The organism is Tabrizicola sp. (assembly GCF_030373185.1).
Lineage (GTDB): Bacteria > Pseudomonadota > Alphaproteobacteria > Rhodobacterales > Rhodobacteraceae > Tabrizicola.
The window spans coordinates 61,982-75,893 of record NZ_JAUCZH010000007.1 but is presented as its reverse complement, the minus strand read 5'-3'; the positions used below and the strand labels follow the sequence as shown (position 1 = coordinate 75,893).

The following is a 13,912-nucleotide window of genomic DNA, read 5'->3' as shown; positions in this document are numbered from 1 at the left end:
TCTCAGCCCGGGCGGCGCTTTGCTCCGCCGCCGCCTTCGGCCCGACGCGGTGCAAAGCTGCCACCCTGCGGCTTTGCCCCACCTCCGCTGCGCGGCTTCTGGCCACCCGGACGCTGACCCTGCGGCTTGGCCGGAGGCTGCGCACCGGATTTCTGACCGCCGCGCCCACCGGGACGCTGGCCACGGTTTTGCCCCGGCTTCGGGGCCGCAGCCACCATTTCCGCAGACCACGGCGCGCCACCCAGCACCGGGATCGGCTTTTTCAACAGCTTCTCGATTGCCTGCAATTCGCCCATCTCGGCGGGCGCGCAGAAGGCAACGGCCGTCCCTTCCGCCCCAGCGCGCGCGGTGCGGCCAATGCGGTGGACATAGTTTTCCGGCACGTTCGGCAGGTCGAAGTTGTAGACATGGCGCACGGTGGGGATGTCGATGCCGCGCGCGGCCACATCGGTTGCGACAAGCACGTCAAGTTCGCCGCCGCGGAATTCGCTTAGCGTGCGGTCGCGCTGGTTCTGGCTCTTGTTGCCGTGGATCGAGCCGACCTTGAAGCCCCATGTCGCCAGAAGCTTGCACAGTTTTTCCGACCCGTGCTTGGTGCGGCCAAAGACCAGTGCCTGCTCGCCCGGGTGCTTTTTCAGGTAAGTTTCCAACAAGCGCGCCTTGTCACCGTTGGGGATGAAGTAGACACCCTGCACGATCCGCTCGATCGGCTTGCCGGGGGGCGCGACCTGAACCTTGATCGGGTCACGCAGATAGGTATCGGCGATTTCCGAGATGTCCTTCGGCATGGTGGCCGAGAACAGCAGGGTCTGGCGCTTCAGCGGGATGTGCTTGGCGATCTTGCGCAGGGAATGGATGAAACCCATGTCCAGCATGTGGTCAGCCTCGTCCAGCACCAGATAGGCGCATTTTTCAAGGCTGACATCGCCGCGTTCCAGAAGGTCGATCAGACGGCCGGGGGTGGCCACCAGAATGTCGGTGCCTTTCGACAGCGCCTGTGCCTGCTTGAAAAGCGAAGCGCCGCCGACAACCATCGTCACCTTGACGGCGGTGCCTTTGGTGAAAACCTCGAAGTTGTCCTTGATCTGACCGATCAGTTCCCGCGTCGGCGCAAGGATCAGCGCGCGCACGTTCTTTGGTCCCGGTGGGTGGCCAAGGTCCAGAAGCCGGTGCAGAAGTGGCAGGCCGAATGCCGCCGTCTTGCCGGTGCCGGTCTGGGCCAGACCCATCAGGTCACGGCCCTGCATGATATGGGGAATGGCCTGCGCCTGAATGGGCGTGGGTGTCTTGAGTGTGGTCTTTTCCAGCGCCTTCAGAATAGCTGGCGAAAGGCCGAGTTCGGCAAAAGTGGTCATTGGGTGGTCCCGTATCGACAAAGGGCCTGCGACCCTCGCCCCGGGCCAATGCCCGTGACCGTGCCGCAAGCGGCGCCCCTGCGTGAATTTGGGAACCAGATGTCCGGGGCTTTCGGTGCTCACGCGGCACGGCCTTCGGACTGGGCGCACATGGGGCCTTTCACGCCTGAAGTCAAGCGAAAGGCTGGAGAGGCCGGAAAACACGGCTCGGCGCTGCCGAATGCGGCGCCGTGTCGCTTGTCTGGACGTTTTCACCTTATGGGCGTATCAATTCGCCGCGATCCTGGGAACGGGTCGGAGCCGGATGCCACGTCGTCGCAGAACCGGCATGACGGCGATGAAATACGTTTTATCAATCACATACCGAGAAAAATCCGCCATGTTCAGGTTCCATCGCATCGCCGCATTCTGTGTTCTGGCCGCCGCTGGCGCATGGATCGCAACCGGGGAATTCTCCTCTGTCGGCAGTGCGCAAGGGACGGCTGGTCCGGAATCCCCTACTGATACGGTGCCGGTGGCCGACAGGAAACCCGTCCTGCGCACGGTCGCGGCCGTTGATCCGGTGTTCATCGACCACACCCGCACCATCCGCCTTTCCGGCATCACCGCAGCCGACAAGCGGGTGGCGCTGGCCGCGCGCGCTGACGGGGTGATCGCCTCGCTTGGGCTGGTCAAGGGCGGCACGGTGGAACAGGGGACGGTTGTCCTGACGCTGGAAGGCCCGGAAACCGTGGCGCAGGCAGAGATTGCCGAGATTGCCCTTGCCCAGCGCGAACGCGAGCTGGAACTGGCCGAACGGCTGTTCGCGGGCGGCAACACGCCCGAGATTCAGCTGACCAACGCCCGGTCCGCCCGCGACGCCGCTGCCGCCGAACTGGCCCGCGCGACGGCGGCGATGGATTTGCTGGAACTGAAGGCCCCCTTCCCCGGTATCGTTGATGCGGTGCAGGTAGAACTGGGCGAATGGGTGCAGACCGGCACCCCGGTGGCCACGATCCTGTCACTTGATCCGATCCTTGTGACGGCAGAGGTCAGCGAGGTTGACGTCGGCGCAATTGCGGTCGGGTCCAAGGCCCGGGTCCGGCTGGTGAACGGGACCGAGATGGAAGGCACCGTCCGGCTGGTGTCGCGCGAGGCCTCGGCGCAGACCCGGACCTTTCCGGTCGAAATCGCGCTGCCGAACCCCGGCAATGCGCTGCCCTCCGGCATGACGGCCGCGGTGCTGCTGGCCGCCGCCCCTGCCCGCGCCGTAGTCGTGCCGCGGTCGGTCATTACGCTGGCGGAAACCGGTGAATTGGGTGTCCGCGTCATCGGCCCTGACAACATCGCGGGCTTTGCCGCCGTGTCCATCATGGATGACACGCCCGATGGCCTTGTGGTCAGGGGTATTCCCGAGGGTCTGCGCATCATCGTTGCCGGGCAGGATCTTGTGCGCAACGGCGAGACAGTCGCGGTTGCCCCGGCGCCGGGTGCCACCCAGGGTGCCACGCCATGAAGATCGTCGAGACCGCCATCGCCAACGCGCGGCTGACGCTTTCGGTTCTGATCTTTCTGATGATCGCCGGGGCGATGGCCTATGTGAACATCCCCAAAGAGGCGGAACCGGATGTCCAGATTCCGATCCTTTACGTCAGCCTGCACTATGATGGCATCTCGCCCGAGGACAGCGAACGGCTGCTGTTGCGCCCGATGGAATCGGCACTGAAGTCGATCAGCGGCATCAAGAAGATGACCTCTACCGCCTATCAGGGCGGCGGCAACGTGCTGATCGAGTTTCAGGCCGGCGCCGATCTGGGCAAGGCGCTGGACGATGTCAGGAACAAGGTGGCGCAGGCGCGGCCCGAATTGCCGGCAGGGGTGGACGAACCCAGCGTCAATGAGGTGAACCTGTCCGAGTTTCCGATTCTGGTCATCACCCTTTCCGGCGATGTGCCGGAACGGGTGCTGGCGCAGGCAGGGAGGGAATTGCGCGACCGGATCGAAGATCTGCCATCGGTCCTGAACGCGAACCTGCAAGGTGTGCGCGATGATCTGGTCGAGGTGGTGATCGACCCCGGCAAGCTGGCCACCTATGGCTTGCGCCCCGATATCCTGATTGCCGGATTTGCCGCCGGAAACCAGCTTGTTGCCGCTGGCGCACTGGAAGGGGCGATGGGGCGCTACGCGATCAAGGTGCCGTCTCTGCTGGAAACCGCCGCCGATGTGGCCAACCTGCCGGTGATCTCGACCGGAACGGCGGTGGTCCGGGTGCGCGACATTGCCTCGATCCTGCCGACCTTCAAGGAAGCCGAAACCGTGACCCGGCTTGACGGCGCGCCCGCCGTGGCGATCGAGGTGTCAAAGCGCAGCGGTGCCAACCTGATCGAGACCGTCGATCAGGTGAAGGCCATCACCGAGGAATTCCGCGCCCTGCTGCCCGAAGGCACCGAAATCGGCTTCAGTCAGGACAAGTCCAAGGACGTGCGCCAACTGCTGTTCGATTTGCAGAATTCGGTGCTGACGGCGGTCATCCTTGTCTTCATCGTCATCCTGTACGCGCTGTCGGCCCGGGCCTCGCTTCTGATCGGGCTGGCCATTCCGGCCTCGTTCCTGATGGGGATGCTGGCCTTGTCGCTTTGGGGCTATACGGTCAATATCGTCGTCCTCTTTTCGCTGATCCTTGCGGTGGGGATGCTGGTGGATGACGCCATCATCGTCACCGAATTTGCCGAACGCCGGATGTCGGAAGGCATGGGCAAACGTGAGGCCTTCGCGCTGGCCTCGCACCGGATGGCGGGGCCGGTGACGGCCGCCACGGCAACGCGGGTTGCAGCCTTTTCGCCGCTGCTGTTCTGGCCGGGCATCGTGGGCGAGTTCATGAAATACCTGCCGATCACCCTGATCGTCACGCTTTCCGCCTCGCTCATCTATGCGCTGATCTTCGTGCCGACCCTTGGCGCGCTGATAGCCAAGCCGTTCAAGCACCCGCCGCAGCACAGGGACGGGGCCTATATGTGGCTGGTCGGCAAGGCCGTGCGGCATCCGGTCATCGTGCTGTTTCTGGCGCTTGGGCTTTTGGTGTCAGTGCCTTACGCCTATACGCAATACGGCAAGGGGGCCGAGTTCTTCCCCGATGTAGAGCCGGAGTTCGGCCTTCTTTACGTCAAGGCGCGCGGCAACCTGTCAATTCAGGAAAAGGATGCGCTTGTGGCGCAGGCCGAGGCGCGGATCCTTGGCTGGCCCGGCATTGCCACCGTCTACACTCGCACGGGTGGGGGTGGTGGTGGCGGGGTCGATCTGGCCCCGGATGTGATCGGCACCATCCAGTATGAATTCCTGGACTGGCGCGAAAGAAAGAACGCAAACGCCATCCTTGCCGACCTGCGCGAGGCGATGGTCGGCATCCCCGGCGTCGAGATCGAGGTTTCCGTGCCGCAGGCCGGGCCGCCCACCGGAAAGGCGATCCAGATCCAGCTTTCCGCAGCCGACCCGACCTATCTGAACGACGTGGCCCGCACGGTGGCCGACCGGCTGGCAACGGTGCCGGATGTCATCGACATCTCGAACGGCCTGCCGCCGCCCGGTGTGGACTGGGAGTTGCAGGTTGACCGTGCCGCCGCCGCGCGCCATGGCATTTCACCCTCGACCGTGGGGGCGATGGTGCAGCTGGTCACCGGAGGGCTGAAGCTTTCCGATTTCCGCCCTGCCGGATCGGACGATGCGGTGGATATCGTGTTGCGCCTGCCTGCCGACCTGCGCACCATTTCGGCGCTGGATCAGTTGCGGATCCAGACGGCGGAAGGGTCGGTCCCGATTTCCAATTTTGTCACCCGAAGCGCGGCACCCACCACCGGCACGCTGACCCGGCTTGACGGCGCGCGCACTGTCACCGTGCAGGCGGGTATCCGGGAAGGCGTGCAGGCCGATGGCGTGCGCGCTGCGGTGACGGCAGCCCTGCAGGCGGCAGAGCTGGACAAGCTGGGCATCCGCTGGAAACTGGCGGGCGAGGATGAGGAACAGGCCGAGGCGATGGCCTTCCTGTCCAAGGCCTTTGGTGCGGCGATCTTCCTGATCTTTGTCGTGCTTCTGGCGCAGTTCAACAGCTTTACCTCGGTCGGTCTGGTGCTGTCGGCGGTGATCATGTCCACCATCGGTGTCTTGTTGGGCCTGATGATCATGGGCCAGCCGTTCAGCGTGGTCATGACCGGAATCGGCGTCATCGCTCTGGCAGGGGTGGTGGTGAACAACAACATCGTGCTGATCGACACCTTTGACACCCTGCGCCGTGAGGGCCGCCCGAAGATCGAGGCGATTCTGCAAACCTGCCGCGAACGGGCGCGGCCCGTGGTTCTGACCGCGCTGACGGCGATTCTGGGCGTGCTGCCGATTGCCTTTGGTCTGAACCTTGAACTTCTGAACCACGAGGTGACAATCGGCGCCCCGTCAACCCAGTGGTGGATCGCGCTGTCCAGTGCCATCGTCTACGGGCTGACCTTCGCCACGGTGCTGACGCTGGTCATCATCCCGTCGCTTCTTATGCTGGTCACCCGCGCCGACAACCCACGCCCGTGGTTCTGGCAACGCACGAAGCGCCGGGCGTGGAAGGCCGCGAACGGGCGGGGTCGCGCGGCAAGCCCGGCCGAGTGATCATGGGGCCTGACTGTCTGGACAAGGCTGCCCCCTGAATGTGCAAGCGCGTGGCGCAAAATGAAAAAGGGCGGTCAGAACCGCCCTTCTTTCATCAGTTTCTCTTTGGTGGAGCCAGGGAGGATCGAACTCCCGACCTCTTGAATGCCATTCAAGCGCTCTCCCATCTGAGCTATGACCCCACCGGAGAAACCACGACGTTGCCGCCGCGATGCCGGGTATGTAGGTTAGGTCGCCGGGGGGTGCAAGGGGATTTTTCATTCCCCCGCGCTGGTCCCGGCGGCCTGCCTCAGACCTCTTCCTCGTCGCCTGCGACATCCGCCAGATCGTCCAGCGAAACGTTGTCGTCGGCGTCGTCTTCCAGAAGATCATCGTCCAGTTCGGTGTCGTCAGCGACGGCATCCGCCAGGAGATCGTCTTCGGCTTCCAGATCCTCGACCAGGACATCTTCGTCCTTTTCGGGAACCGCGCGCGAAATGACCGAGGCGGCCATCTTGCGGCGGACAGATTCGATATCCACGACCTCGCCCGTGTAGGGGCTGACGATCGGGCTGCGGTTCAGGTCGTAAAAGCGCTTGCCTGTCGTCGGGCAGATACGCTTCGTGCCCCATTCTGCTTTGGGCATGGTCATCCCTTCGGGTGGTGGGTAACGGAAAAAGGTCGCTTGCCACAGGCGCGGGCGACTGTCAAAGCCTTTCGTGCAGCGCCGCAGATGGCTATTCTCGGGCGAAAGATCAAGGGGTTTTCATGCCGGTTCTGCCAGGCTCGCCGCCGGTTGAGGTGCATCTGAAACGCGTGGCATCGGCGCGGCGATTCTCGCTGCGGGTTTCGCGGCTGGATGGCAAGGTCACGCTCTCCATGCCGCTGCGTGCGCGTGAGGGAGAGGCGATGGCTTTCCTGCGCGGTCACGAGGGCTGGCTGCGCGAAACGCTGGAGGCGATGCCTGATTCTGCCGTCCGATCCATAGGCATCGGGTCGCTGGTCCCGGTGGAAGGGCGCGAGATGCTGCTGGCCCCTGGAACCGGGCGGGCGATCCGGGCCGAGGGCGATCAGCTTCTGGTGCCGGGTGACCCTGCCTCGGCTGGCGCGCGGGTGGCGGCATGGCTGAAGGTGCTGGCGCGTGACCGGCTGGCCCGCGCCTCCTCCCATTATGCGGGGTTGGTGGGGCGAAGCTATTCCAGCCTTGCCTTGCGGGACACCCGGTCGCGCTGGGGGTCTTGTTCGCCTCATGGCCGCCTGATGTATTCGTGGCGGCTGATCATGGCCCCGGCGTCGGTACTGGATTATGTAGCCGCGCATGAGGTGGCGCATCTGGTAGAGATGAACCATTCCCCCGCCTATTGGGCGGTGGTCAGCCGCATCTATCCCGGCTGGCAGGCTGAACGGAACTGGCTGCACGGCCATGGGCAGGCGCTGCACCGGATGCGCTTTCAGGATTGACCCCCAGACGCCGGGGGTGTTTCCCTTGGCCCCATGCCGATCACGCCCCGCCCCACCGACCCCAACGCCGCAGCGCATGAGCGGCTTTACCGGTCGCTGCGCCAGCAGGTCATGCATGGCGAGATGGACCCCGGCCAGTCACTGACCCTGCGCGGGCTTGGCAAGACCTATGGCGTGTCGATGACCCCCGCGCGTGAAGCGGTGCGGCGGCTGGTGGCTGAGGGCGCGCTGACGCTGTCGTCTTCGGGCCGGATCTCCACCCCTGAACTGACGCCCGAACGGATCGAGGAACTTGCCGCGATCCGCGCCCTACTGGAACCGGAGATGGCCGCCCGCGCCTTGCCGCGCGCCCATTTTGCGCTGATCGAACGGCTTGCCGCGATCAACATGCTGAACGGCGAGGCCGCGGTGAAGGGGGATGCCGTCGGTTATGTCCGCACCAACCTTGAGTTTCACCGCACGCTTTACCTGCGCGCCCAGACCCCGGCGATGTTGGCAATGTGTGAAACAGTCTGGCTGCAACTTGGCCCCACGATGCGGGCTGTCTATGCGAGGGTGAAACGGAGGGAGCCACCGCAGCACCATCGGATGATCCTGGCCGCGCTCAAGGCAGGAGATGAACCCGGCCTGAGGCTGGCTGTACGGACGGATGTCACGCAAGGGCTGCGGCATCTGGCGGGATAGTGTCCACTGTGGACAAAGGCGGTGGGGTAAGTGAAATCAATGGGTTGGTTGCGGGCGTTAGGGGTTTGTATAGGAATGCCCGCAGGCCTTGCCTTGTCCGGTCCGTCGGCGCTGGCAAAGCGGGGGAAGCCTGTTATCCTGGCACACATGAAGACAAACGACGTGGCGCAGACTTGGGGTATGATCGCATGAGCGCAAGGCGCAGCATGGGAATAGGTGATTGGATCAACGCGGCCTTTCTGGTCGTGATTGGCGTGCTTCTGGGCTTGGCCGCCAACGGCCTTGCAGGGCTTGTCCTGGACGGAGCCTGGCTATTTGCCCTGATGCTTCTAGTGATTTGCGGCGGAGCAGTGCTGTTGTTTTTCCTGTTCGATGGGCTGCTAGACAGGCTGTTCGCCCGCGTCTTCCCAGGTGGGGTGCGGCCCGCAGCGGTGTCTTATCCTGCGGCCCGCAAACCGCTTGCTTTGCTGGCCAGCCTGCCCGGCGGTCTTGTCCTGGGCGTGTTTCTTGCGCAGTCAGGGCTGGCGCCGACGATTCTTGGCTTGTTTTAAGCATCCTGCCAGACAAAGCGGAGCGGCCGGGTAAGGGCTTCGTGCATTTTTGCACAGGGACCGCCCGGAAACGCGCCTTGGCGGCTCGCTCTCTTGCCCCCATCTTCTGCGGCAACAGCAATTCAGGAGACAGCCCATGTCCATTCGCCCCGTGATCGAGACCCGCCGCGCGCAGCCCCATGTCGAGGGCGCCGGCGTTCATCTGCACCGCGCCTTCGGGTTTCAGGATCCGACCGAGGCAGACCCGTTCCTTTTGTTTGACGATTTCCGGGGGGATCGCCCGCGCGATTACATGGCGGGGTTTCCGTGGCACCCCCACCGCGGGATCGAGACGATCACCTATGTCCTTGCCGGCACGGTCGAACATGGCGATTCGCTTGGCAACCGGGGCATCCTTGGGCCGGGCTCGCTGCAATTGATGACCGCCGGGCGGGGTATCCTGCATCAGGAAATGCCGAAGGGCGATGCGATGGGACGGATGCATGGGTTCCAATTGTGGGGCAACCTGCCGCGCGCTCTCAAGATGACCGATCCGCGCTATCAGGATATTCCGGGCCAGGAACTGCCCGAGCGGTTCGAGGATGACGGCACCAGCATCCGCGTGGTCATCGGCGATTATCGTGGGGTGAAAAGCCCGGTCGAGGGGATTGCAGCCGATCCGCAGTATCTGGATATCTTTGTGCCAGCGGGGAAGCAGAAGGTCTTCAAGGTGGATACGCGGCGCAGGGCCTTTGCTTATGTGTTTGAAGGTGCTGGAAATTTCCGTGACGCTGCCCGGCCCGAAGGCGTGCTGTTGGAAAAGGAAGTGCGGGGACAAGAGGTCAATATTCGCGACCTTTCGGGCAACCGGACGCTGGTGCGCTTTGGTGCGGGAGATGAAGTCACAGTGAAGGCGGGGCCGGATGGGGTGCGGTTTCTACTGATTTCAGGCGCGCCGATAGAAGAGCCGGTCGCGTGGGCTGGGCCGATCGTGATGAACTCGGAAGCCGAACTGCGGCAGGCCTTTGCGGAACTGCGCAACGGGACATTCATCAAGCCCGCACACTGACCGGGGCTCGCACGATTCCGTCAGGCGGCCCCAAGAATTTTCATCGAAGATTCTTGGGGCTGGTCCAGTTTCAGGCGTGGATCGCGCCGTCACCGCAGGCCAGGGCTGCTTCGCGCACGGCCTCGGAATAGGTCGGATGCGCGTGGGATGTCAGCGCCACATCCTGCGCTGACGCGCCAAATTCCATTGCAACGCAAATCTCGTGGATCAGGTCTCCGGCCATCGGGCCGATGATGTGTGCGCCCAGAATGCGGTCGGTACTGGCATCGGCGAGAATCTTGACGAAGCCGTCGCCCTGAAACACCGCCTTGGCGCGGGCGTTGCCCATGAAGGGAAACTTGCCTGCCTTGTAGGCGATGCCTTCTTCTTTCAGTTGTTCTTCGGTTTTCCCCACATTGGCCACCTCGGGGGTTGTATATATCACGCCAGGGACTAACCCATAGTTAACGTGCCCGTGCTTGCCAGCGAGAATTTCTGCAACGGCCATGCCGTCGTCTTCGGCCTTGTGCGCAAGCATCGGGCCGACAATGGCGTCTCCGATAGCGTATATCCCCTTGATATTGGTCTGGAAATGCGCGTCGGTCTTGATCTGGCCGCGCGGCAGCATCTCAACCCCCAAAGCCTCCAGCCCGAGGCCAGAGGTATATGGTTTGCGTCCCGTGGCGACCAGTACAACCTCGGCCTCAAGGCTGGCCTCAGCGTCGGTCTTGCGCAGTTTGTAAGCGACGGTCGCCCCCTTCTTGCCCGTCGTGACGCCCTGGACAGCGGCACCAAGAATGAACTTGAGCCCTTGTTTTGACAGGATGCGCTGGAAAGTCTTGGCAAGGTCGGCGTCCATGCCGGGGGTAATGGCGTCAAGGTATTCGATGACGGTCACCTCGGTGCCAAGCCGGGCGTAGACGGAGCCCATTTCAAGCCCGATGACGCCTGCGCCGATCACGACCATGGTTTTCGGGATTTTTGGCAGGGTCAGGGCGCCGGTGGAGGTGATCACGGTCTTTTCGTCGACGGTGACACCGGGGAGGCTGGAAGCCTCGGAACCCGTTGCGATCACGATGTTTTTCGTCTCGTGAACCTCATCGCCGACCTTGACCTGACCGGGCGCGGAAATGCTGCCCCAGCCCTTGATCCAGGTAACCTTGTTCTTCTTGAACAGGAACTCGATCCCCTTGGTATTCTGGCCGACGACATCATCCTTGTAGCCAAGCATCTTGGCCCAATCGACCTTGGGCGAAGCCCCGATCAGGCCCATTTTCGCAAAGTTTTCATGGGTTTCGTGGAGAAGGTGGGTCGCGTGCAATAGTGCCTTTGACGGGATGCAGCCGACGTTGAGGCAGGTGCCGCCCAGCGTCTCGCGCCCCTCGACAACGGCGACCTTCAGCCCCAGTTGCGCGGCGCGGATGGCCGAGACATAGCCGCCGGGGCCGGCGCCGATATAGATCACGTCAAAGCTTGCCATGGGTCGTTTTCCTTAACATTTGCCGGGTTCCGGCGATCTTCATTCCGTCTTGCTGGCGTCTTGCTTCCGTCTCTACGCGCGGGGCGTCAAGGACGTCAGACAAGCGCCGCGATGATCATCGTCAGAGTCGCGAAAAAGCCTACTGTCCAGATTGCGGTACGCCAAGGGCGCAGGCCGAGGGCATAGGCGGGGACGTAAAGGACGCGCGCGCCAAGATAGGCCCAGGCGGCGATTTGGGTGACTTGGGTGGACTGGTTGCCGAGGGTCACGACGACGACCGCGAGGGTAAAGAGGATCAGCCCTTCGAAATGGTTGTTCATCGCGCGTTGCAGGCGGCCGGTGAGGGGGGAAAGCTGCCGTGACGGCGGGCGGTCGCGGGGGCCGGAGGTGTAGCCGACGCCAAGCTCGATGTTCGCGGGTGTGGCGAAAAGGACGAATTGCACGGCCTGCAGCAGACCGGCGAGGGCGAGGGCGCTGAGTTCGGGGGTCATTCGAAGGCCTTTGGCAGGGTCCGATCAAGGAGGGTGAAGCCGAACTGGTAAAGCGTTGTTTGCCAATCGGGATGGGCGTCGCAGAACTGCCTGACATCCGCGAACGGGGTGTCGTCGGCGGGCAGGAGGTTTTCGGGGCGGGCGGCCTCGGTGAAGGCGGCAATGGCCTCGGGCGCGACGTTGTTGGCGGTCAGGGTGGCGATGGCGGCGGCGGCGTCGGCCTGCCAGCCCTGGGTGATCAGGGGGTGGGAAAGGCTGTCGAGCGATGAGCAGGTCAGGAAGACGCGCTGTTCGGTTATGGCTTGCGACAGGAGAATATCGGCGGCGGGGGTGCCGGTGGGGATGATCTGGGCGAGGGCGGGGGTGGTGAGGGCGAGGGTAAAGGCCAGCGCGAGGCCCCCCGCCCCCATCCCTTCCCCACGAGGGGGAGAGGAGGCGCGTGTCGCGGCGGTGGGGGTGGGGTGGGTCATTTGGGGTCCGGGGTGGGGGTTGCTGATTTTGCGGATCGTGTCAGCGTCTTAACCAACTGTCACCACGGCCCGGGTTCCGCATGCGAGCAGACTGATCTTCAGCAGCTTTCTTTGCCGCTTCCTTGTTTTCGCCCTCTATTGACGCTGGAGAGAGCACGAGTGGGACCGAAAATTTTACGCGACTAACTTGTTCATTTTGACGCGTGTGTCGACCATCAGCGCCAGCTTCAAAGGCTAAGACTTTCAATCCGGCTTTTCCGCCACCTGTGCTTTCCGATGAAGCAGTTACGGCGACATCAAACTCAATAACTTCAACTCTGCGATAGCGGTGCCGGATGTCGGAGTGTTCATAGAGGTCGCGCTCTTGCAGAGACACCGGCGGGTTTATGATTACGCCGTCCTTCTCGAATTGCTCCTGCAGTTCTTGGGTCGCTTCGACCAGGCCAATAACTGTTTCCTTGATGAAGTCTTTGAGGTCCAATTCAACTCCCTTTCACATCAGGAAAGCGGCGGGGCACGCCCCGCCCTACGCATTGACGTAGGTCGGGGCGTGCCCCGACTCCCCCTCACAAATCCATCAGCAGCCGACGCGGATCCTCCAGCGCTTCCTTTACCCGCACCAGGAACGTCACCGCGCCTTTGCCGTCCACGATGCGGTGGTCGTAGCTGAGGGCGAGGTACATCATCGGGCGGATGACGATCTGGCCGCCGACGACAACCGGGCGGTCCTGGATCTTGTGCATGCCGAGGATGCCGGATTGCGGGGGGTTGAGGATTGGGGAGGACATCAGCGAGCCGTAGACGCCGCCGTTGGAGATGGTGAAGGAGCCGCCCTGCATCTCGGCCATGCTCAGTTTGCCGTCGCGGGCGCGGAGGCCAAGCTCGGCGATCTTCTTTTCGATGGCGGCAAAGCCCATCTGGTCGGCATCGCGCACCACGGGGACGACGAGGCCCGAGGGGGTGCCGACGGCGACGCCCATGTGGACGTAGTTCTTGTAGACCACGTCCTGGCCGTCGATCTCGGCGTTGACTTCTGGCACCTCGTTCAGGGCATGGGTGCAGGCCTTGACGAAGAAGGACATGAAGCCAAGCTTGACGCCGTGCTTTTTCTCGAAGGCGTCCTTGTATTCGTTGCGCAAGGACATGATGCCGGACATGTCGACCTCGTTGTAGGTCGTGAGCATCGCGGCGGTGTTTTGCGCGTCTTTCAGGCGGCGGGCGATGGTGGCGCGCAGGCGGGTCATCTTGACCCGTTCCTCACGCGCGGCGTCGTCGGCTGGGACGGGCGCACGGGGCAGGGCAGCCGGGGCCGGGGCGGGGGCCGCAGCGGCGGCTTCGGCGCCAGCTGCACCTGCGACGGCGCGGGCCACGTCTTCCTTCATGATGCGGCCATCACGGCCGGTGCCTTGCACCTGGTCGGCGGTGAGGTTCGCTTCGGCCATCGCCTTCTTGGCGCTGGGGGCGTCTTCCACGGCCTTGGCCGCAGGGGCGGGCGCTGGTGCCGGTGCGGCTTCGGCCTTGGGTGCGGGCGCGGCGGCTGCGGCGCCTTCGGTCACGATGGCAAGGCGGGCATTCGCGGCCACGGTCGAGCCTTCGGGGGCGATGATCTCAGCCAGGACGCCCGAAACCGGGCTTGGCACCTCGACAGAGACCTTGTCGGTCTCAAGCTCGCACAGCATTTCGTCCTGTTTCACCGCGTCGCCCGGTTTCTTGAACCAGGTGGATACGGTCGCCTCGGACACGGATTCGCCAAGGGCGGGAACCATAACGTCAGTCATTCTTTGTCTC

Annotated in this window: 13 protein-coding genes and 1 tRNA gene; 6 read left to right on the top strand and 8 right to left on the bottom strand. The window is 63.6% G+C overall.

What is annotated here, in order from left to right:
- Positions 1-2 precede the first annotated feature (2 nt).
- Positions 3-1,355 (bottom strand): DEAD/DEAH box helicase, encoded by a 1,353-nt coding sequence (locus tag QUV21_RS13780; protein ID WP_300855717.1) that lies wholly within the window; start codon positions 1,353-1,355, stop codon positions 3-5.
- A 379-nt stretch (positions 1,356-1,734) separates the two neighbouring features.
- Between QUV21_RS13780 and QUV21_RS13775 the strand changes: the two genes are divergently transcribed.
- Both QUV21_RS13775 and QUV21_RS13770 read left to right on the top strand, forming a co-directional pair.
- Positions 1,735-2,850, top strand: a complete 1,116-nt coding sequence (locus QUV21_RS13775) for an efflux RND transporter periplasmic adaptor subunit (protein WP_300855716.1) — start codon at positions 1,735-1,737, stop codon at positions 2,848-2,850.
- A complete protein-coding gene (locus QUV21_RS13770) occupies positions 2,847-5,981 on the top strand; it encodes an efflux RND transporter permease subunit (protein WP_300855715.1) in 3,135 nt (1,044 codons plus the stop codon). The genes QUV21_RS13775 and QUV21_RS13770 overlap by 4 nt, the downstream gene beginning before the upstream one ends.
- Before the next feature lie 106 nt (positions 5,982-6,087).
- On the opposite strand, the gene QUV21_RS13765 is transcribed toward QUV21_RS13770, so the two are convergent.
- Positions 6,088-6,163: transfer RNA gene (locus QUV21_RS13765), tRNA-Ala, on the bottom strand.
- Positions 6,164-6,270: 107 nt separating this feature from the next.
- Positions 6,271-6,606, bottom strand: coding sequence for a TIGR02300 family protein (locus tag QUV21_RS13760; protein WP_300855713.1), 336 nt, complete (start codon positions 6,604-6,606; stop codon positions 6,271-6,273).
- A gap of 122 nt (positions 6,607-6,728) precedes the next feature.
- Between QUV21_RS13760 and QUV21_RS13755 the strand changes: the two genes are divergently transcribed.
- The 4 genes from QUV21_RS13755 (at position 6,729) to QUV21_RS13740 (ending at position 9,704) form a co-directional block, all read left to right on the top strand.
- Positions 6,729-7,421, top strand: coding sequence for a SprT family zinc-dependent metalloprotease (locus QUV21_RS13755; RefSeq protein ID WP_300855712.1), 693 nt, complete (start codon positions 6,729-6,731; stop codon positions 7,419-7,421).
- Positions 7,422-7,454: 33 nt separating this feature from the next.
- The gene (locus QUV21_RS13750) at positions 7,455-8,105 is read left to right on the top strand and encodes a GntR family transcriptional regulator (protein WP_300855710.1); all 651 of its coding nucleotides are present in this window, start codon (positions 7,455-7,457) and stop codon (positions 8,103-8,105) included.
- Positions 8,106-8,293: 188 nt separating this feature from the next.
- Complete coding sequence (locus tag QUV21_RS13745) at positions 8,294-8,656, top strand: hypothetical protein (protein ID WP_300855709.1); 363 nt, start codon at positions 8,294-8,296, stop codon at positions 8,654-8,656.
- Positions 8,657-8,792: 136 nt separating this feature from the next.
- Positions 8,793-9,704 carry a pirin family protein gene (locus QUV21_RS13740; protein WP_300855707.1) on the top strand — a complete coding sequence of 304 codons (912 nt, stop codon included), beginning with the start codon at positions 8,793-8,795 and terminating at the stop codon, positions 9,702-9,704.
- 70 nt (positions 9,705-9,774) lie between these two features.
- On the opposite strand, the gene lpdA is transcribed toward QUV21_RS13740, so the two are convergent.
- From lpdA to odhB, 5 genes are all read right to left on the bottom strand, one after another.
- Positions 9,775-11,163 (bottom strand): dihydrolipoyl dehydrogenase, encoded by a 1,389-nt coding sequence (gene lpdA, locus QUV21_RS13735; RefSeq protein WP_300855705.1) that lies wholly within the window; start codon positions 11,161-11,163, stop codon positions 9,775-9,777.
- Positions 11,164-11,258: 95 nt separating this feature from the next.
- Complete coding sequence (locus tag QUV21_RS13730) at positions 11,259-11,654, bottom strand: MAPEG family protein (protein ID WP_300855704.1); 396 nt, start codon at positions 11,652-11,654, stop codon at positions 11,259-11,261.
- The gene (locus tag QUV21_RS13725; protein WP_300855702.1) at positions 11,651-12,124 is read right to left on the bottom strand and encodes a hypothetical protein; all 474 of its coding nucleotides are present in this window, start codon (positions 12,122-12,124) and stop codon (positions 11,651-11,653) included. The genes QUV21_RS13730 and QUV21_RS13725 overlap by 4 nt, the downstream gene beginning before the upstream one ends.
- 40 nt (positions 12,125-12,164) lie before the next feature.
- On the bottom strand, positions 12,165-12,605 hold the full coding sequence (locus QUV21_RS13720; RefSeq protein WP_300855700.1) for a trypco2 family protein: 441 nt from the start codon (positions 12,603-12,605) through the stop codon (positions 12,165-12,167).
- A gap of 85 nt (positions 12,606-12,690) precedes the next feature.
- Complete coding sequence (gene odhB / locus QUV21_RS13715; protein ID WP_300855698.1) at positions 12,691-13,902, bottom strand: 2-oxoglutarate dehydrogenase complex dihydrolipoyllysine-residue succinyltransferase; 1,212 nt, start codon at positions 13,900-13,902, stop codon at positions 12,691-12,693.
- Positions 13,903-13,912 lie beyond the last annotated feature (10 nt).